Annotated in this window: 22 protein-coding genes and 2 riboswitches; of the genes, 21 read left to right on the forward strand and 1 reads right to left on the reverse strand. The window is 47.7% G+C overall.

Annotation, left to right across the window (positions count from 1 at the left end):
* Nucleotides 1–7 precede the first annotated feature (7 nt).
* From comGC to gcvPB, 8 genes are all read left to right on the forward strand, one after another.
* On the forward strand, nt 8–319 hold the full coding sequence (comGC, locus tag EEX84_RS01530) for a competence type IV pilus major pilin ComGC (RefSeq protein WP_123163808.1): 312 nt from the start codon (nt 8–10) through the stop codon (nt 317–319).
* Between the two features lie 41 nt (nt 320–360).
* Entirely contained in the window at nt 361–747 is a 387-nt protein-coding gene (locus tag EEX84_RS01535; protein ID WP_123163809.1) for a GspH/FimT family protein, read from the forward strand.
* Nucleotides 748–772: 25 nt separating this feature from the next.
* A complete protein-coding gene (locus tag EEX84_RS01540) occupies nt 773–1036 on the forward strand; it encodes a hypothetical protein (RefSeq protein ID WP_123164035.1) in 264 nt (87 codons plus the stop codon).
* Nucleotides 1024–1461 carry a ComGF family competence protein gene (locus EEX84_RS01545; protein ID WP_123163810.1) on the forward strand — a complete coding sequence of 146 codons (438 nt, stop codon included), beginning with the start codon at nt 1024–1026 and terminating at the stop codon, nt 1459–1461. The genes EEX84_RS01540 and EEX84_RS01545 overlap by 13 nt, the downstream gene beginning before the upstream one ends.
* 203 nt (nt 1462–1664) lie before the next feature.
* Nucleotides 1665–2177, forward strand: coding sequence for a shikimate kinase (locus EEX84_RS01550; RefSeq protein WP_123163811.1), 513 nt, complete (start codon nt 1665–1667; stop codon nt 2175–2177).
* A gap of 140 nt (nt 2178–2317) precedes the next feature.
* Nucleotides 2318–2409, forward strand: a riboswitch (glycine riboswitch).
* Between the two features lies 1 nt (nt 2410).
* Nucleotides 2411–2490, forward strand: a riboswitch (glycine riboswitch).
* 106 nt (nt 2491–2596) lie between these two features.
* A complete protein-coding gene (gene gcvT / locus EEX84_RS01555) occupies nt 2597–3697 on the forward strand; it encodes a glycine cleavage system aminomethyltransferase GcvT (protein WP_123163812.1) in 1101 nt (366 codons plus the stop codon).
* Between the two features lie 26 nt (nt 3698–3723).
* Nucleotides 3724–5091 carry an aminomethyl-transferring glycine dehydrogenase subunit GcvPA gene (gene gcvPA, locus EEX84_RS01560; RefSeq protein ID WP_123163813.1) on the forward strand — a complete coding sequence of 456 codons (1368 nt, stop codon included), beginning with the start codon at nt 3724–3726 and terminating at the stop codon, nt 5089–5091.
* Nucleotides 5084–6547 carry an aminomethyl-transferring glycine dehydrogenase subunit GcvPB gene (gcvPB, locus tag EEX84_RS01565; RefSeq protein ID WP_123163814.1) on the forward strand — a complete coding sequence of 488 codons (1464 nt, stop codon included), beginning with the start codon at nt 5084–5086 and terminating at the stop codon, nt 6545–6547. Before gcvPA ends, gcvPB begins: the two co-directional genes overlap by 8 nt.
* A 234-nt stretch (nt 6548–6781) precedes the next feature.
* Here the strand turns inward: gcvPB and EEX84_RS01570 are convergent, their stop codons facing one another.
* Entirely contained in the window at nt 6782–7162 is a 381-nt protein-coding gene (locus EEX84_RS01570) for a rhodanese-like domain-containing protein (RefSeq protein WP_123163815.1), read from the reverse strand.
* 155 nt (nt 7163–7317) lie between these two features.
* On the opposite strand from EEX84_RS01570, the gene EEX84_RS01575 reads away from it, so the two are divergent.
* From EEX84_RS01575 to EEX84_RS01635, 13 genes are all read left to right on the forward strand, one after another.
* On the forward strand, nt 7318–8097 hold the full coding sequence (locus tag EEX84_RS01575; protein ID WP_192892906.1) for a lipoate--protein ligase family protein: 780 nt from the start codon (nt 7318–7320) through the stop codon (nt 8095–8097).
* Between the two features lie 178 nt (nt 8098–8275).
* Entirely contained in the window at nt 8276–10840 is a 2565-nt protein-coding gene (locus tag EEX84_RS01580) for a vitamin B12-dependent ribonucleotide reductase (RefSeq protein WP_123163817.1), read from the forward strand.
* Between the two features lie 276 nt (nt 10841–11116).
* Nucleotides 11117–11557, forward strand: a complete 441-nt coding sequence (aroQ, locus tag EEX84_RS01585) for a type II 3-dehydroquinate dehydratase (RefSeq protein ID WP_123163818.1) — start codon at nt 11117–11119, stop codon at nt 11555–11557.
* The gene (locus EEX84_RS01590; protein WP_275669721.1) at nt 11554–12621 is read left to right on the forward strand and encodes a M24 family metallopeptidase; all 1068 of its coding nucleotides are present in this window, start codon (nt 11554–11556) and stop codon (nt 12619–12621) included. Before aroQ ends, EEX84_RS01590 begins: the two co-directional genes overlap by 4 nt.
* A gap of 17 nt (nt 12622–12638) precedes the next feature.
* Nucleotides 12639–13196 carry an elongation factor P gene (gene efp / locus EEX84_RS01595; RefSeq protein WP_123163820.1) on the forward strand — a complete coding sequence of 186 codons (558 nt, stop codon included), beginning with the start codon at nt 12639–12641 and terminating at the stop codon, nt 13194–13196.
* 143 nt (nt 13197–13339) lie between these two features.
* The gene (gene accB, locus EEX84_RS01600; RefSeq protein WP_123163821.1) at nt 13340–13849 is read left to right on the forward strand and encodes an acetyl-CoA carboxylase biotin carboxyl carrier protein; all 510 of its coding nucleotides are present in this window, start codon (nt 13340–13342) and stop codon (nt 13847–13849) included.
* A 22-nt stretch (nt 13850–13871) separates the two neighbouring features.
* Nucleotides 13872–15221, forward strand: coding sequence for an acetyl-CoA carboxylase biotin carboxylase subunit (gene accC, locus EEX84_RS01605; RefSeq protein WP_123164036.1), 1350 nt, complete (start codon nt 13872–13874; stop codon nt 15219–15221).
* 15 nt (nt 15222–15236) lie between these two features.
* A complete protein-coding gene (locus EEX84_RS01610; protein WP_123163822.1) occupies nt 15237–15638 on the forward strand; it encodes an Asp23/Gls24 family envelope stress response protein in 402 nt (133 codons plus the stop codon).
* 212 nt (nt 15639–15850) lie between these two features.
* Complete coding sequence (gene nusB, locus EEX84_RS01615; RefSeq protein ID WP_123163823.1) at nt 15851–16240, forward strand: transcription antitermination factor NusB; 390 nt, start codon at nt 15851–15853, stop codon at nt 16238–16240.
* A 15-nt stretch (nt 16241–16255) separates the two neighbouring features.
* Nucleotides 16256–17116, forward strand: a complete 861-nt coding sequence (gene folD, locus EEX84_RS01620; RefSeq protein WP_123163824.1) for a bifunctional methylenetetrahydrofolate dehydrogenase/methenyltetrahydrofolate cyclohydrolase FolD — start codon at nt 16256–16258, stop codon at nt 17114–17116.
* An 86-nt stretch (nt 17117–17202) separates the two neighbouring features.
* Nucleotides 17203–18555, forward strand: coding sequence for an exodeoxyribonuclease VII large subunit (gene xseA, locus EEX84_RS01625; RefSeq protein WP_123163825.1), 1353 nt, complete (start codon nt 17203–17205; stop codon nt 18553–18555).
* 1 nt (nt 18556) lies between these two features.
* Nucleotides 18557–18793, forward strand: coding sequence for an exodeoxyribonuclease VII small subunit (gene xseB / locus EEX84_RS01630; protein ID WP_123163826.1), 237 nt, complete (start codon nt 18557–18559; stop codon nt 18791–18793).
* Entirely contained in the window at nt 18790–19668 is an 879-nt protein-coding gene (locus EEX84_RS01635) for a polyprenyl synthetase family protein (RefSeq protein ID WP_123163827.1), read from the forward strand. The genes xseB and EEX84_RS01635 overlap by 4 nt, the downstream gene beginning before the upstream one ends.
* The last annotated feature ends 26 nt before the right edge of the window (nt 19669–19694 follow it).

Genomic DNA, 19694 nt, shown 5'->3' on the forward strand with positions numbered 1-19694 from the left:
GAAGCGTATGCGTATATTGAAGAACGAAAAAGGGTTCACATTGATTGAAATGCTGATTGTCATGCTCATCATCACCGTATTGATCGCTTTAGCTATCCCGAACGTCGCCAAGCAGACATCGGCTGTGGACGATAAGGGATGCACAGCATTCGTCCAGATGGTGCAGGGACAAGTGGAAGCTTATCGGATGGATGAAAAAGCCATTCCTGATATTGAAGATCTGGTCAGTAAAGGATATTTGAAAACCGGAGACACCAGCTGCTCAAACGGAAAAGCCATCGTGATTTCGGTGGACGGAGTGGTGTCATCCGGGTCTTAAAGGAAAAGGGCGGTTTTACACTGCTCGAAGCGACTCTTGCCTTGTTTATCCTGATGGCCGTGGTGGCCGTCACTCTTCCAGCTTACCGGGTTTTTGATACAGGACAGGAAGAGCGACGGTTTTTCGATATTTTGCTGCAGGACATCTATTTTGCGCAAAGTGAGAGTTACAGGACAAAAACGTCTGTGGTGATCAGCTTTCGGGAAGGTACCCAATCCTATGAAATTGCCCGCAATGCCCATGACATTATACGGGTCAGACAGATGCCGTCTTCCGTCTCGTTTAAACGATCCAGCAACATCACAATTGTTTATTTCAATCCACAGGCTTCTATTGTCAATCCGGGCACATTGAAATTCAACACAAGCAAAGGGGAAAAAAGTATGACCATTTATCTTGGAAAAGGGAGGGTGCTTCTTTCTGAATGAGCGCGGCATATCCTGGGCAGAAACCATGCTGAGCCTTTTTATTGTCATGCTGTTGTTCGGGGCGGTTTTGCCGGTGAGCCAGCAGTTGCAGGAGTCCCTTCAATTGAAAAAAGAACGTGTAGCGGCTTATGAAACCATGTACGAAGGGGCGAAAGAGATGAAGGCAAGCGGTTCCGCAGAAGGAGAACGGCTGGTGGATGGAGTGGTTTACAGCTGGGCAATCGGGGTCAGCGTTTGTGTAGAATATGAAAATTACAAAGGTGCAGGCGAAATTCTATGCCTGGACTGAAACTGCTGGACAACCGGGGCTATATGCTTCTTCAGTCGTTACTGGACCTGGCTCTCTTATTGACTTTGCTGCCGCTGATTGTCCTGTTTTTCCTGTTCGCCCTGTCGTTCTCACAAGATCTCGATTCTCAGCATTTGGAATGGCAATTGTTCACAATCGATTTTCAAACCTACCTTTACGAAGTCGATTCGATTGAGCTCATCAACGATGGAGGTGGCATCCGCGTCATGCACCAGGGAACAGAATATGATATCGAGAGTTATGGAACATTCATCCGTAAACAGAAATTCCGCCTGGGGCATGAAATCATGCTCACAGAAATTGACCACTGTTTTTTCGAAATTAAAGAAAGGCGGCTTTTTATCACTGCCCATCTCTCGAGCGGCATAACAAAGCGTGCAGAATATGTTATTACGCCTCCTTAAATGCAACCGGGGAGCTTTGTATCCCATCTCTCTCATCTTTTTCCTATCGGCGCTCATCCTGGTTTCCCATCAGTTTAGCTTGTATACCATCCACTATAAAACATATGATGGTTTGGAAAATATGCACAGACATGCTACTATACAACTACTAATGGAAAACGAGAAAAATAAAATACCTGAGTAAGGTAGTATCGGGTGGTAGGATGAAGAGAATTTATTTAATAGGATTTATGGGCTGCGGGAAAAGCGCAGTCGGCAGGAGGCTGAGTTTTCTGCTGAAGTTGCCTTTCTATGACATGGACAAGGAAATTGTCCGGCAGACGGGCAAAACCATCCCGGAGATTTTTGCGCAGGACGGCGAAAAGCATTTCAGAAATCTGGAAACGGAGTTTTTGCAAAATTTCAAAAACGATAATTGCATCATTTCCACGGGGGGCGGTGTGGCAATGAGAAAAATCAACCGGAAAATCATGCGTGAAACCGGCCTGGTTCTTTTCCTGGATGCCCCATTCAAAGAAATCTGGCGGCGAATTCATCGGGACCGCAACCGGCCGATTGTCAGAAGCTCCACCAGAGAAGAAATAGAAGCCTTGTACAAATCACGCTACCGTGATTACAAGGCAACAGCCCACATCCGGATCCGGACGGAATTCCGTACATTGCGGCAAATTACGGAATTTGCCGCATATCAAGCAAATCGACTGAAAGGCGAATAAAGTTAAATGTTTTTCATGGAATGTTCGTTTTTCAGTAGAGTACAAAAAAGATTGCGCATATGCGTGAAACAATGTTAGGATATAGACGAAGTTATACTATTCTGTATAACAAGTTGGACCAAATCAATCAATTTGGGCGGATGAACGTACGGGGAGAGAACGTGGAAGCGTCGCCGAAGGAGCAAGTAACGGAAGTTATGAATCTCTCAGGCAAAAAGACTCGTACGGGACGCATCTCTGGAGAATGCTGCACAGCAGCTACCAAAGAGGAAAACCATTTCGACGGTAAACTTTCAGGTTCCAGGACAGAGATTTCCCTTTAAAGGGAAATCTCTGTCTTTTTTTATTGTCCGGTTTGGTTATGAGCATGTACAAACCGCAATAAGGGATGGGATTTGAGAAAAAAAGGAGGAAGATGGATGGGAGAGTTAAAACGTACACCTTTGTTTGAATCATATGCAAAGTATGGTGGAAAAACAATCGATTTTGGCGGTTGGCAGCTGCCGGTTCAATTTTCAAGCATTAAACAGGAACATGAAGCAGTGCGGACCAGAGCGGGATTGTTTGATGTGTCCCATATGGGCGAAATAAGCGTCACAGGTACCGATAGTGAAGCTTATCTGCAGCAGCTCGTGACCAACGATGTTTCCAAAGTAAAAGCCGGACAAGCGCAATATACGGCTATGTGTTATGAAGACGGTGGAACGGTGGATGATCTGCTGGTCTACAAAATCTCTGATCATCACTTCCTGCTGGTCGTCAATGCGTCCAATATCGACAAGGATTTTGAATGGATGAAAAAGTCCGTTTCCGGCAATGTCGAAATCGATAATCTGTCCGATCAATATGGTTTGCTGGCATTGCAGGGCCCTCTGGCGGAACCGGTTCTGCAGCGCCTGACAGACACCGATCTGTCGGCCATCAAGCCATTCCGTTTTCAGCAGGAAGTAGACATCGCTGGGCATTCGGCATTGGTATCACGCACAGGTTACACCGGAGAAGATGGTTTCGAAATTTATGCCGGTCCGGAAGACACAGTGGCGCTATGGGAGAAAATTCTGGCTGAAGGCGAACAGGAAGGTGTGGTTCCAGCGGGTCTGGGGGCCCGCGATACGCTGCGCTTTGAAGCCGGTCTGGCATTATACGGGCAGGAGCTGTCCAAAGACATTTCACCGCTTGAAGCGGGAATCGGCTTTGTGGTGAAGCTGAAAAAGGAAACAGAGTTTATCGGACAGCAGGCATTGGCTGCCCAGAAAGAAAATGGAGTACCCCGGAAATTGATCGGTATTGAAATGATCGACAAAGGCATCCCAAGACACGGTTATCCGGTTTATGCAAACGGTGAAAAAATCGGTGAAGTGACGACGGGCACGCAATCGCCGACTTTGAAGAAAAACATCGGCCTCGCTCTCGTTTCCAGTGAACATGCAGTGATGGGAACGGAATTTGAAGTAGAGATCCGCAACAAACGCCTGAAAGCAGTGACAGTGGAAACGCCATTTTACAAACGTTCAAAATAATCTAGTTGAAAAGGGGACAGCACTCGATGAAACATCGCTATTTACCAATGACGTCTCAAGATGAAAAAGAAATGCTGGAAGCGATTGGCGTTCAGTCAATTGACGAATTGTTTAACGACATTCCTGAAAAAGTCCGTTTTAAAGGCGAATACAACATCAAGGCGGCCAAATCAGAATCTTCATTGATGAAGGAATTGGGCCGGATCGCTTCAAAAAATGCCAATACCAATGACTATGCTTCGTTTCTGGGAGCGGGCGTCTACGACCATTACAAGCCGGTTATCGTGGACCATGTGATTTCCAGATCCGAGTTTTATACAGCTTACACGCCGTATCAGCCGGAAATTTCGCAAGGCGAGCTGCAGGCGATCTTTGAATTCCAAACCATGATCAGCGAATTGACGGGCATGGATATCGCCAACTCTTCCATGTATGACGGAGGAACAGCATTGGCGGAGGCGGGGATGCTTGCTGCAGGACATACGAAGCGCAAAAAAATCCTGGTCTCCCAGGCAGTTCATCCGGAGACGCGTGATGTGGTACGGACCTACGCATTGGGCCAGTCGATTGAAGTGGAAGAAATTCCATTGAAAAATGGCCATACCGATGTGGAAGCGTTAAAAGAGATGGTGGACGATAATGTGGCAGCCGTCATGGTCCAGTATCCGAACTTCTTCGGGCAGGTGGAGAACCTGACAGCGCTTGAACCGGTGATCCACGAAGCGGGCGCTTTGTTTGCTGTATCTTCCAATCCGTTGGCGCTTGGCGCATTGACGCCTCCTGGAAAACTTGGTGCCGATATTACGGTCGGCGATGCACAGCCATTCGGAATTGCAGAAGCGTTCGGCGGTCCCCATTGCGGTTATTTCGCCGTCACTAAAAAATTGATGAGAAAAGTACCGGGGCGCCTGGTAGGAGAAACAGTCGATGAAGACGGCCGCCGCGGCTTCGTGCTTACCTTGCAGGCGCGGGAACAGCACATTCGCCGCGACAAAGCGACGTCCAATATCTGTTCAAACCAGGCTTTGAATGCGTTGGCTGCCTCCGTGGCCATGACGGCACTTGGCAAAGTGGGGACAGCACAAATGGCGAAACAGAACATCTCCAAAACCTATTATATGAAACAGCAGTTGGAAAAAGCCGGTTTTGACATCGCGTTTGACGGAGCCCACTTCAACGAAATCGTTGTCAAAACAGGAGTGCCTGTCAAAGAAGTCAACGCCAAGTTACTGGATTTCCATATCATCGGCGGTTATGACCTGGGCCGCAGCTATGAAGAGCTGAAAGGGCATATGCTGGTCGCAGTTACAGAGCAACGGACAAAAGAAGAGATTGACGCATTTGTACAGGAACTTGCTGCTGCAGTGCGGGAAATGGGGGCTACTCATGCATAAGGAAAACCAACCACTCATTTTTGAATTGACGAAAGAAGAACGGACAGGATACAGCCTGCCTGAACTCGATGTGCCGGAAGTCGATTTGAGCGAATTGTTCCCGGAAGAACTGATCCGCCAGGAAGCCGCGGAACTGCCGGAAGTGGCTGAACTGGATATCATGCGCCATTACACGGCTTTATCGAAACGCAATCACGGCGTGGATTCCGGTTTTTATCCACTGGGTTCCTGCACGATGAAATACAACCCGAAAATCAATGAAAACGTTGCCCGCTTTGCAGGCTTCGCCAACATTCATCCGTTGCAGGAAGAGTCAACCGTACAAGGTGCCATGGAGTTGATGTATGATCTACAGGAGCATTTGAAGGAAATCACAGGCATGGACGAAGTGACACTTCAACCGGCAGCAGGTGCACATGGTGAATGGACGGGCCTCATGATGATCCGTGCTTTTCACGAAGCGAATGGTGATATGAACCGTACAAAAGTCATCGTGCCCGATTCGGCACACGGAACCAATCCGGCTTCTGCCACAGTGGCAGGATTTGAAACGGTGACCGTGAAATCAAACGAGCATGGCCTTGTTGATCTGGAAGACCTCAAGCGGGTCGTTGATGAAAACACGGCAGCTTTGATGCTGACCAACCCGAATACACTCGGGTTATTTGAAGAGCAGATTTTGGAAATGGCTGCCATCATCCATGAAGTCGGCGGAAAACTGTATTATGACGGTGCCAACCTGAATGCGGTCATGTCCAAAGCTCGCCCGGGAGACATGGGCTTTGACGTGGTCCATTTGAACTTGCATAAAACTTTTACAGGGCCACACGGCGGTGGAGGTCCAGGTTCAGGTCCCGTTGGAGTTCAAAAAGACCTGATTCCGTATCTGCCAAAACCGGTTCTTGTGAAAAAAGGTGAACGTTTTACATTCGAGTATGACCGGCCCGAATCGATCGGCAGAGTCAAACCTTTCTACGGAAACTTCGGCATCAATGTCCGGGCGTACACATACATCCGTACAATGGGACCGGACGGCCTGAAAGCAGTGACGGAATATGCCGTATTGAACGCCAATTACATGATGCGCAAGCTGGCGCCTCATTTCGATTTGCCGTATGACCGCCACTGCAAGCATGAGTTTGTTCTGAGCGGGCGACGCCAAAAGAAATTGGGGGTTCGCACATTGGATATGGCAAAACGGTTATTGGATTTCGGTTACCATCCGCCTACCATCTACTTCCCGTTGAACGTGGAAGAAGGGATGATGATCGAACCGACGGAAACCGAATCAAAAGAAACGCTGGATGCATTTATTGATGCCATGATCCAAATTGCAAAAGAAGCTGAAGACAATCCGGAAGTTGTCCAAAATGCTCCGCATACGACGGTCATTTCACGGCTTGATGAAACGCAGGCTGCACGCAAGCCCGTTTTGCGTTACTATAAGCCGGAATAGCAAAAAACTCCGAAGCAGCTGCTTCGGAGTTTTTACTTTCCTAAGATTTAAGAAAGTATAAAGTTTTTATCTTACAAAGAGCCTGTGAAACATGAGCGCTTGCGCTTTTCTTTGTCCAGACTCCAGCGCCCAGCTTTTCGGGGTCATAAGCCACTCCGGCTGTGCGGCTGAAAACATGCCGCTTCGCCAGATCGTCTTATGCCCGTCAAAGCTACACGGGCGCTTGCGCTTTTCTTATTTGGATTTTATTTTTCCGGTCCACTTTTTGAAACCGCCATCCAGCAGGTATAGCTGGGTGTAACCTTTTTTCTTCAGAAACAAAGCGACACGTCCACTGCGGGCGCCGTTTTGATCATACAGGTAAACCGGCTTGTCCGGCCGGATCTCCTTGTAGCGCTGGCGCAACTGGGACTGCGGAATGTTGCGGGCTCCTAAAATATGGCCGCCTGCGAATTCCTTTGGCTCCCGTACGTCGATCAGCTGTGCCTTGCGATAGCCTTCGATGAATTTCTCCTGTGACAGAGTCGTGACCGTCTTACGGATACGCATAAAAGAAATGACCGCGTACACCAGGATGACAGCGACGACGGCTAACGTGATATACAAAAATTCCAATGTTCTTGCCCCTTTCTATTCTTCTATTATTATAAAAGAAGCGGTGACGGTTATTCAATGGCAATGTTACACTTAATAGCGAAATAGGAGGCGATCTTGTGAATAATCCGGAATGGATTTTTGTAAACTCTGGGCCTTGTAGTCCATCTTTTAATATGGCTCTTGATGAAGCGTTGCTTATTTGGCATAATGAAGGGCTTATCCCCCCGGTAATCCGTTTTTATCAGTGGGAACCTGCAGCGCTGTCTGTCGGGTATTTTCAAAAAGTGGATAAAGAGATTGATATGGAAGCTGTGAAAAAGCTCGGATTGGGCTTTGTCCGAAGACCGACAGGCGGGCGGGGTGTGCTTCATGAACACGAATTGACCTACAGCATCATCGTCAGTGAACAGTACCCCGACATGCCGGAGACGGTGACCGAAGCATATCGCGTGCTCAGTGGCGGTTTATTGGAGGGGTTCCGGAATTTGGGGCTCGATGCCTATTTTTCTGTTCCAGATACGGAAGAGAAAAGAGCCGACTTGAAAAAGCCGAAAAGCGCTGTGTGTTTTGATGCGCCAAGCTGGTATGAATTGGTCGTTGAAGGAAAAAAAGTGGCGGGCAGTGCCCAAACAAGGCAAAAAGGGGTTATATTGCAGCATGGAGCGATCCTGATTGATTTGGATGCGGAGAAATTATTGTCGGTTTTCCGTTTTTCCACTGAAGAAGCCAAAGACCGGATGCGCAAAAAATTACTCGAAAAAGCTGTCTCCATCAATTCGCTGAGAAAAACACCGGCAAAAGTCGAGGAATGTATTACAGCATTTAAAAGCGGATTTGAAGAAGCGCTGGAAATTGACTTAAAACCATACATATTGAGCAGCGAGCAATTGGAGTTTGTCAAATCGATTGAACAAGAGCGATATGCCAAGGATGAATGGAATTTTCGGACCTAGCATGTCTTTGTGCTTATTTTTTCCCGGGGAAGCCTGTTGGCACCTGGGTTTTTACAGGGGATGAATCGAAAACAAAAAAATGTCATTGAAAAGAAGTTTCAACATATAGTATGCTGGGAATTGTAATAATACTATATATAGTGTTTGCATTTATTTACGATAAGGGAGGAATTGTCACATGGTTATCGCCGCACAATCTCATTATACACTGGATGTGGCTTCTTTAAACGGGGATATTAAATCATTTCCTCAAGTACACGCGATTACACCGGATATGAAAATTACACACAAAGGTGTATCACGCCTCGTTATGATTGACCGTTACTCTTTTAAAGACACCGAAAAGAAAACGTTGAAAGCAGGAGACTTTGTCGTTCTGACGGTTAAGGAAGATCCGAAATTTCCGGCACGCGGGTTGGGCTTCATCGTTTCAATCGATAAACAAGCCAACAAAGCGCAGGTCTGGATCGAAGCTGATTACAGAAGTGCCATCGATGATGCGGCAGGACAGGAAAGCGGCGTGGTCACCCGTTCGCTGGATGTCATTGAAAAACCGCTGGAAGTTTATTATGAACAGATTGCCAAGCGCAATGCAACAGGGCTGGCAGCGGCTGAAAAAACGCCGGAAAAGCGCCGGGAGTGGTTTGAAAAATTCTACGAGCAGCTGGTCGGACTGAAATTCATCCCTGCAGGCCGCGTTTTATACGGTGCCGGAGCAGACACGGATGTAACTTATTTCAACTGTTATGTCATGCCGTTTGTGGCGGACTCCCGGGAAGGCATCTCAGATCACCGCAAGCAAGTGATGGAGATTATGAGCCGCGGGGGAGGCGTCGGTACCAACGGATCGACGCTCCGCCCAAGAAACACCTTGGCGCGGGGAGTGAACGGCAAATCATCCGGCTCGGTTTCCTGGCTTGACGATATCGCCAAACTGACGCACCTGGTTGAACAGGGCGGATCAAGACGCGGAGCACAGATGATCATGCTGGCTGACTGGCATCCTGATATTGCGGAGTTCATCATTTCCAAAATGCAGAACCCGCGGATTTTGCGTTACCTGATTGAAAATACCGAAGACGACACCATCAAAAAACTGGCGAATGAAAAACTGAAGTTCAAACCGTTAACGGAACAGGAAGAAGCGATGTATCAGGGGATTCTGAATTACCGCACCATTCCGGGCATGGGTGGTTTCAATGAAAACATCATGCGTGACGCAGAAACGAAATTGCGTGATGGCGGAACTTATTCGGTTCATAACGAAGAATTTTTAACCGGCGCCAATATTTCGGTCACGCTGACAAGTGATTTCATGGAAGCTGTGGAAAACGATGCAGATTTCGACTTGCGTTTCCCGGCAGTGGAATCCTACTCAAAAGAAGAAATGGCTGTTTACAACGACCAATGGCATGAAATCGGTGATGTCCGTGAATGGGAAAAAATGGGTCATAAAGTCCGCACATACCGGACAATGAAAGCACGTGAACTGTGGAATCTCATCAATGTCTGTGCGACTTATTCCGCTGAGCCGGGAATATTCTTCATCGACAATGCCAATGAAAAAACGAATGCAGCAGCATACGGTCAAAAAGTGGTGGCGACCAACCCGTGCGGCGAGCAGCCACTGGCCCCTTATTCCGTCTGCAATCTGGCTGCCGTCAATTTGGCACAGTTTGCGGATGCCAAAACGAAGCAGGTTGATTTTGACGCTTTGAAAGAAACGGTCCGCGTCGGCGTCCGTATGCAGGACAATGTCATTGATGTGACGCCGTATTTCCTGGAAGACAACCGTGTACAGGCACTGGGCGAACGCCGAGTCGGACTCGGTGTCATGGGTCTTGCGGATCTGCTGATTTATTGTGACAAGGAGTACGGTTCGCCGGAAGGCAACGAACTGGTGGATGAAATCTTCAAAACGATTGCTGCAGCGGCTTATGAAGAATCGACTGATTTGGCGGTGGAACGCGGAAGCTTCCCATTCCTTGTCGGGAAAACGGACGAAGAAACTGCCGAATTGCGTAAGGCTTTCACAGAAACAGGCTTTATGCAGGGCATGCCGGAGCACATCCGGGAAGCGGTACTCGCCAACGGAATCCGGAATTCCCATCTGTTGACGGTGGCGCCGACAGGGTCAACCGGAACGATGGTGGGTGTCTCCACCGGTCTGGAGCCTTATTATTCCTTTACGTATTACCGCAGTGGCCGCCTCGGCAAATTTATCGAAGTGAAGGCGGATATTGTTCGCGAATACTTAAAGAACAACCCGGAAGCGGATGAAGATAATCTGCCGGATGCGTTTGTTACGTCAATGGACCTGGCTCCGGAAGCGCATGCGGATGTCCAATGCATCATCCAGCGATGGATCGATTCGTCGATTTCCAAAACGGTGAACGCACCGCGCGGTTACTCAGTGGAACAGGTGCAGGGCGTTTACGAACGTCTTTACAAAGGCGGCGCCAAAGGTGGAACGGTATATGTTGACGGCAGCCGTGACTCCCAGGTGCTGACGCTGAAAGCGGAAGAAAATACATTTGAAGACAACCGGCATGAGCAGGAAGAAGTGACAGAAAAGCGTCCAATTGTCCTGATCGACACCATTCAGGATTTGCGGTCGACGAATGTCACGATCGGCTCGGAAGTGGGCAATACCTGCCCGGTCTGCCGGAAAGGGACGGTTGAAGAAATGGGTGGCTGCAACACTTGCACCAACTGCAGCGCCCAGTTGAAATGCGGCTTGTAAAATAGGTTTTCTTGCTTCTTCAATTGATTGTTAACTACAGTAAAATCAGGGAAAAACAGCGCGACGGCTCAGGCCGTCGCGTTTTTATGTGGAGTAAAGAGTGCAAGGTTAATATATGTAGAATATTACATAAGGAAAATTTCCAAAAAAACAAAACATTAGACAACCAAGAAAGAAAAATGAAACCATTTGAATTGCCAATCCTTTTCGAAATAGTTGTTCAATTCTGCTGCTGTGATAAAATGAGAAAGGACGTGAGTGAGAGGAGTGTGGAAAATGCGGGTTTTGTGTTTAAATGGCCCTAATTTAAACCGGTTAGGCAAAAGGGAAAAAGACGCCTACGGCACGTTTACGCTGGCTGAGCTGGAGAGTGAACTGCAAAACTTTTCCTCCGATAACGCCATCGATTTGACATGCAAGCAGTCCAATCGCGAAGGGGAATTGATTGATTGGATTCATCAGGCTGATGACGACGGCCTGAACGGCATCGTTTTGAACGCCGGTGCCTATACCCATACAAGCATCGCGATCCGTGATGCCATCGCATCGGTGCAGGTACCCGTCATCGAAGTACATATATCAAATATCCATAAACGCGAGGAATTTCGTCATCATTCCTATATTGCTCCTGTGGCTGCCGGCCAGATCGCCGGATTCGGAAAAGAAGTTTACCAGATTGCGCTGTATGCATTGTTACTACGTAGACAGAAGGGATGACTCTATTGAAACTACAAAAATTAAGAAAAGAAATGTCAGAAAAAAACATTGCGGCTCTGCTGATTACAAGTCCTTATAATTTGCGGTACATAACCGGATTCACCGGTACATCAGGTCTCGCTCTGGTAACTGGTGAGAAGGCTTTCTTCATCACTGATTTCCGCTATACCGAACAAGCAGCCAAACAGGTAAGCGAATTTAAAGTGGTGCAGGCGAAAACAACTTTATTGGAAGAAGCAGCTTCTGTTGCAAGAGCAGAAGGAATCCAAGTGCTGTCGTTCGAGCAGGATTTCGTAACTTATTCTTCCTACACACAGTACCGGGACAAAATGGACGCGGAACTAAAGCCGGTCAGTGGAATCATTGAAAAAATCCGGATGTTCAAAACGGCGGAAGAAATCAGCATTCTGAAGACGGCCGCTGAAATAGCGGATGCCGCATACGAACATATTTGTACATTCATCCGTGCCGGTCGAACGGAACTGGAAGTATCAAACGAGCTCGAATTCTTCATGCGGAAACAGGGAGCTTCTTCTTCCTCGTTCGATATCATCGTAGCTTCCGGGCTTCGTTCGGCATTGCCCCATGGCGTGGCAACCGACAAGGTGATTGAGCAGGGAGATTTTGTCACGTTGGATTTCGGCGCGCTTTATAACGGCTATGTCTCTGATATTACACGCACCGTTTCTGTGGGCGAAGCTTCTGAGCAATTGAAGGAAATCTATCAGATCGTATTGGATGCACAAGTGCTGGCACTTGAAAAAATCGTTCCTGGCATGACCGGTGTTGAAGCGGATGCCATTGCCCGTGATTACATCAAATCCAAGGGGTACGGAGATGCGTTCGGACATTCGACAGGACATGGCATCGGCCTGGAGGTCCATGAAGCACCCGGGTTGTCTTTCAGATCCCAGGCTGTACTCGAAGCAGGCATGGCTGTAACGGTGGAACCGGGCATTTATTTGCCGGGAGTTGGCGGAGTACGTATTGAAGATGATATACTGTTAACTGAGTCAGGGAATGAGCGGTTGACCAACTCCACAAAAGAGCTACGCATTCTATAACAAACGGAGGAACGAATATGATTTCAGTAAACGATTTTAAAACAGGTGTGACGATTGAAGTGGACGGCGATATTTGGCGTGTCATGGAATTCCAGCACGTAAAGCCGGGGAAAGGAGCAGCTTTCGTCCGTTCAAAACTGCGCAATCTGCGTTCAGGAAACGTCAATGAAAAAACTTTCCGTGCAGGCGAAAAAGTGGCAAAAGCACAAATCGATAACCGGAAAATGCAGTACTTATACGCCAATGGTGATATGCATGCATTTATGGATACCGAGACTTATGATCAAATTGAACTGCCTGAAAAAAACATTGAATACGAATTGAAATTCCTTCAGGAAAATATGGAAGTTCAAGTAATTCAATACCAGGGAGAAGTTCTCGGAGTTGAACTGCCGAATACGGTTACACTTGAAGTGGTCGAAACAGACCCAGGCATCAAAGGCGATACAGCGAGTGGTGGGTCAAAACCGGCAAAACTTTCAACCGGTTTGACGGTGCAGGTGCCTTTCTTCGTCAATGAAGGGGACAATCTGATCGTCAACACGACAGACGGTTCATATGTATCACGGGCTTAACAGCTTTTAAAAGACTAAAACGGGCCTCTTTTATAAAGAGGCCTCTTTATAAAAAGTCATTTCGGCTGTTTCCAATCAGCCGCACAAAGTCTAAAATGGAAATGTAGTAAAAAACTATACATAATAAAGGGGAGTAGGATGAATTGAAAATTCAGGAAATCCGCGAAATCATCAAATTGGTAGATGGGTCTTCAATCGACGAATTTACATACGAGTCTGAAGGTACCAAAGTAAAGCTGAAAAAGAACATGACGGGTGCAGTTTCATCCAGCAGCGAACCCGTATCAGTACAATCGGCTGAACCGGTGAAACCGGCGGCAGCTCCGGTTGCCGCGCCACCTGTTTCAGAGCCTAAAGAAGAGGCAGTTGCAACCGAGGAGGCTCCGGAAGTTTCAGTGTCGACAGACGAAGGCTTGCACCAGATCCTTTCACCGATGGTGGGGACTTTTTATCAATCTCCGTCTCCGGAAGAAGCCCCTTATGTCCAAAAAGGGACAAAAGTGACTTCTGATCAAGTTGTTTGTATCGTCGAAGCCATGAAACTGTTCAATGAAATCGAAGCGGAAGTAGATGGGGAAATTGCTGAAATTCTCGTGAAAGACGGGCAACTCGTAGAATATGGTCAGCCTCTTTTCCTGGTAAAAACAAACTGAGAAAGGAGAGGTGACGATGACAATGAAGAAAGTTTTAATAGCAAACCGTGGGGAAATCGCCGTCCGCATCATCCGGGCATGCAAAGAAATGGATATCAAGACGGTGGCGGTGTACTCGGAAGCAGATAAAGATGCGCTTCATGTGGAAATGGCGGATGAAGCTTATTGCATCGGCCCCAAATTGTCGAAAGACAGTTATTTGAATTTCTCCAATATCATTAGTGTCGCCAAGCTGACAAATTGCGATGGCATTCACCCGGGGTATGGGTTTTTAGCCGAAAACTCCAGTTTTGCAGAACTGTGTGAAGCGTGCAATATCATGTTCATCGGCCCTACTTCTGATGCAATTTCGAAAATGGGCACGAAGGATGTAGCGCGTGAAACAATGAGGGAAGCAGGGGTTCCGGTTGTCCCAGGCTCCACAGGGATTGTCCAGAACGAAGAAGAAGGCTTAAAAATCGCTGACAAAATCGGTTTTCCGGTCATTATCAAAGCGACTGCCGGTGGAGGAGGCAAAGGGATCCGCGTGGCAAGAACGCGTGAAGATTTTATCAAAGGCCTCCAGATGACGCAAAAAGAAGCTGCTGCTGCATTCGGCAATCCGGGCGTTTACATTGAAAAGTTCATCGAAGATTTCCGGCACGTGGAAATCCAGGTGCTTGCCGACTCTCATGGCAATGCCATCCATTTAGGTGAACGGGATTGCTCGATTCAACGGCGCATGCAAAAGCTGGTAGAAGAAGCCCCTTCTCCGGCCATCTCTCCTGAACTCCGTGCTGAAATGGGCGAAGCTGCTGTGAAAGCGGCTCAGGCTGTGGAATACCGCGGGGCAGGAACAGTTGAATTCATTTTTGATGTGGAAAACCAGCAGTTTTATTTCATGGAGATGAATACACGCATTCAAGTGGAGCATCCGGTTACGGAAATGATTACAGGCATCGATTTGATTCAGCAGCAGCTCAAAGTCGCCTCTGGTGAAAAGCTTGCCTATAAGCAGGAAGATGTAACATTCAAGGGCTGGTCGATCGAATGCCGGATCAATGCTGAAAATCCGGAGAAAAACTTCATGCCATCAGCCGGCACCATTGAAATGTACTTGCCGCCGGGCGGCATGGGCGTCCGGGTTGACTCAGCGATGTATCCCGGCTACAGCATTCCGCCTTATTATGATTCGATGGTCGCTAAACTGATCACATTTGCTGATACCCGCGAAGAAGCGGTGGCGAAAATGAAGCGCGCCCTTAGCGAGTTTGTCATTGAAGGCGTTTTTACCACAACTCCTTTCCATTTGAAACTGATGGATCACGAAGTTTTCAAATCAGGTGACTTTAATACAAAATTCCTTGAAAAATACGATGTGCTGAAATCATAAGGAAGGGGAATAGCGATGGCTGAAAAAACCGCACCGACTTATGTGCAAATGAAACCAAAAGGACCGCAGAATTTAGGGAACATCGAAGTTGCTCCGGAAGTTTTGGAAATCATCGCCAGTATTGCTGCTTCTGATATTGAAGGGGTTGCCAGCATGCGGGGAAATTTCGCCTCGGGTGTTGTGGAACGTCTCGGCAAGAAAGTCCATAACAAAGGTGTAAAAACCGAACTTTCCAATGACGGCCTGATGATTGACATTTATTGTGTCATCAATTACGGGGTGTCGATTCCGAAAACAGCCTTGAAAATACAGGAGCAAGTACGGCAAACGCTCGAGAATATGACTTCTTTGGAAACCCAGGAAGTCAATGTCCACATCACCGGTGTTCAATTTGAACCACAACATGAAGTGGAATGATTACTGCACTGTCCGAACAGCCAGCACCTGGCTGTTCGGACAGTTTTTTATTGGCTGGTTGAAGAGAAAAACTGTATGCCTGGACTGTAAGTGTGAAGAGGGTATCAGCGGCTGCAAATTACTTTAGCCAACTTCTTTCCAAACATAGAAGTTCATATGGATTATCTGTATAATGAAGAGTAATCAGCTGTGAAAAGGAGAACGAAAATTATATGAAACGACACGAAGCACGTGAAAAGGCGCTCCAGACCTTATTCCAATTGGAAGGCACTGAACTGACAATTGCGGAAGCCATTGGCCATGTCATGGAAGACGAAACCGATCATTTTTATGAATCATTGGTGAAGGGTACTCATTCCAACATGGAAGCAATCGACGAACAATTGAAAGGGCATCTGGAAAAATGGTCGCTTGAACGTTTGCCGAAAATAGAACGCACCATATTGCGTATGGCAGTTTTTGAACTGAATTATATGGAAGACGCACCTTCCCGGGTCGTGATGAACGAAGCAATCGAATTGAGCAAAACTTTCGGGGACGAGCAGTCCAGCCGTTTTGTCAATGGTGTCTTGTCCAAAGTTACAAATGAATCCCAAAACTGAGTTGGAGGAATCCATGTGTCGACTACAAGAATTGATGGTAAAGCAGTAAGCCAAAAAATCAAAGACCAAGTGAAAAAACGGGTGGACCGATTGAAACAGGAAGGGATTGTCCCCGGTTTGGCAGTTGTGCTGATTGGGGAAAATTCCGCTTCCCATACATATGTGAAAAATAAGAAGAAAACATGCGAAGCACTCGGCATGCGCTCAGATCTGCATCAATTTCCCGATACACTGACGGAACATGAATTGTTGTCAACCATTGACGAGTTGAACAATGATCCCGCGATTCATGGAATTCTTGTGCAACTGCCTTTGCCCGCCCATATTGATGAGTTTAAAGTTATCCTGGCCATTGATCCGTCAAAGGATGTCGATGGATTTCATCCGGTTTCGATCGGCAATATGATGATCGGCAAAGAGGCTTTTCTACCCTGCACTCCACATGGCATCATCAAATTGCTCGAGCACTATGGCATTGATCCCAAAGGCAAACACGCAGTGGTGATCGGCCGCAGCAACATAGTCGGCAAACCTGTCGGCCAGCTGCTGCTTCAAAAAGATGCAACGGTCACCTATTGCCATTCAAAAACGGAGGATATGGAATCGATTACGAAGCAAGCTGATATTTTGATCGCGGCAATCGGCAAAGCAAAATTCATCGACCGGTCGTACGTGAAACCCGGAGCCGTCGTAATTGATGTGGGGATGAACCGTGACGAAGACGGGAAATTATGCGGAGACGTTGATTTTGCGGATGTTGAAGGCACCGCTTCCTATATGACACCGGTACCGGGTGGTGTAGGGCCCATGACGATTGCGATGTTGATGGAAAACACCGTGCAATCAGCTGAATATGGCTTAACAAAAGACAAATAAGGCAAAACCATGTAAAATAAACAGGAACAAAGCTGTTTTTCGAAAGAAAGGCAGCTTTTTAATTTCTGACAGAAGGGGTTGTAATTTTGGCAACCGACCCATATTTAAGCGTCAAAGCGTTGACGAAATACATAAAAAAGAAATTTGATGCAGATCCCCATTTGCGCAATGTGTATGTCAAAGGGGAATTGTCGAATGTGAAAATCCACACCAGCGGCCATATTTACTTTACGCTGAAAGACAATGCTGCAAGGCTGCCGGCGGTCATGTTCTCAACAAATGCCAAAACTGTAAAGTTCAAGCCGGAAAGCGGCATGACTGTACTGATCCGCGGAGATGTCTCGGTCTATGAAGCGGCGGGGCAGTATCAATTATACGCCCATTCCATGCAGGCGGACGGCATCGGCGATTACTATCTTGCCTTTGAGCAGTTAAAGGAGAAATTGGCGAAAGAAGGCTTGTTCAGCGCTGCGCACAAACAATCATTGCCGCGTTTCCCCGAAAAAATTGCTGTCGTCACAGCCCAGACCGGTGCAGCAGTCCGTGATATTATGATTACACTGAGCCGGCGTTACCCATTGGCGAAAGTGGTACTCTATCCGACATTGGTTCAGGGAACCGGCGCTGCGCCTTCCATTGTCAAGTCCATACAGGCAGCAAATGAGAGCGATGCGGATGTGTTGATTGTTGGCCGAGGCGGCGGATCGATAGAAGATCTGTGGGCATTTAACGAAGAAGCCGTGGCACGCGCCATTTTTCACTCCAGGATTCCGGTCATCAGTGCAATCGGCCATGAAACCGATACCACTATAGCAGATTTCGTCTCAGATTTGAGAGCGGCAACCCCTACTGCGGCTGCAGAGCTGGCTGTTCCGAGCAAAACGGAACTGCTTGAGCGTATACTGAGTTACCGGACCGCCATGTACCGCATGGCAGCCAACTCGATTTCGAAGGAACGGGCATCTCTGGACCGCTTGAAGTCATCGATGCCGCTGGCTTATCCGGACCGGCTGTACCGCCCTTTCATCGAGCGGGTGGAACGGGCGACAGAGTCGCTGCAGCGGGAGATGGACCAGCACATGAACCGCTCCAAAGAACGGTACAGCAATCTCGATCAGCAGTTCCGTAACCGGCTGCCGATGCAGAAAGTCCGGCAGTCGCAACAGGAGGTTGACCAGCTGGCCAAGCGTTTGGATCAGCTGGCGGCCAATACTTTAAAGTCGCGGTCGCAGCAGCTTTCTTCAGCCATGCGGACACTGGATGCGCTGAGTCCTTTAAAAATCATGGAGCGCGGCTACAGCATCAATTACAAAGGTGACGAGGTTGTGAAAAGCATCGCGCAGGTAGCACGCGGAGATGAATTGATAATAGCAATGAAAGACGGTTCTTTGAAAACTTCCGTAACCGATATTATCCCACGCAATGAAGGAGATTCGTAAAATGGCAGAAAAACAATTACTATTCAATGAAGCAATGGAACAATTGGAAGAGATTGTGCGTCAATTGGAACAAGGAGACGTACCTTTGGAGCAGGCATTGACGCTTTATCAAAAAGGGATGGAGCTGTCAAAAGTATGCCATGACAAATTGCAGAATGCAGAAAAGCAGCTGGTGACGATGATGAATGACGGCAAAGAAGTGTCGGTGGACATAGAAACGGACGGGACAGCGAAATGAACTTAACTGAATTCAGAAAAATGAACGAACCATTGATACAGCAGCAATTGAAAGAACTGATCTCCGCTTTGTCGATACCGGCGCCTTTAAAGGAATCGATGGATTATTCGTTGCAGGCAGGCGGTAAACGCATCCGCCCCATGCTGCTTCTCGCCGTTCTTCGTGAACTGGGTGTCCGCCATCCGGATGCATTGAAAGTGGCGGCGGCCATCGAAATGATCCACACGTATTCGCTGGTGCACGACGATTTGCCGAGCATGGACAATGATGACCTCCGCAGAGGGATGCCGACCAACCATAAAGTTTACGGGGAAGCAGTCGCTATACTTGCAGGTGATGCGCTGTTGACTTATAGTTTTGGTATCATTGCGCGTTTGGAACATGTCTCCAGTGATGATAAAATCCGCTTGATCGATTTGCTGAGTGTCGCTGCAGGAGCAGAAGGCATGGTCGGCGGCCAGGTACTGGATATAGAAGGTGAAGAGAAAAAATTGTCATTGGAAGAATTGGAACAAGTGCATCGGTTGAAAACGGGAGCCTTGCTGACTTACAGCATTTTAGCTGGAGCGATTCTGGGGCAGGCGACTCCAGAACAGATGGTGTCTTTCAGCAGGTTCGGCGAGCACCTCGGACTCGCTTTTCAGATCCAGGATGATATTCTGGATGTCACCGGTACTTCCCAGGAACTGGGGAAAACCGCCGGAAAAGACGAATCGAGCGAAAAAAGCACGTATCCAAGTCTGTTGACGTTGCCGAAAGCGAAAGAAAAGCTGGACTTCCATGCCTCCGAAGCGATCAGTGCCATCCGCTCACTGAACAGTGACTGCGCGTTGCTGGAAGAATTGACAACTTTGATCGTCCAACGGAAAAACTGAAAAACCAGCTCCGATTTGTACTATTA

The sequence above is a fragment of the Planococcus salinus genome, from assembly GCF_003719725.1.
Lineage (GTDB): Bacteria > Bacillota > Bacilli > Bacillales_A > Planococcaceae > Planococcus > Planococcus salinus.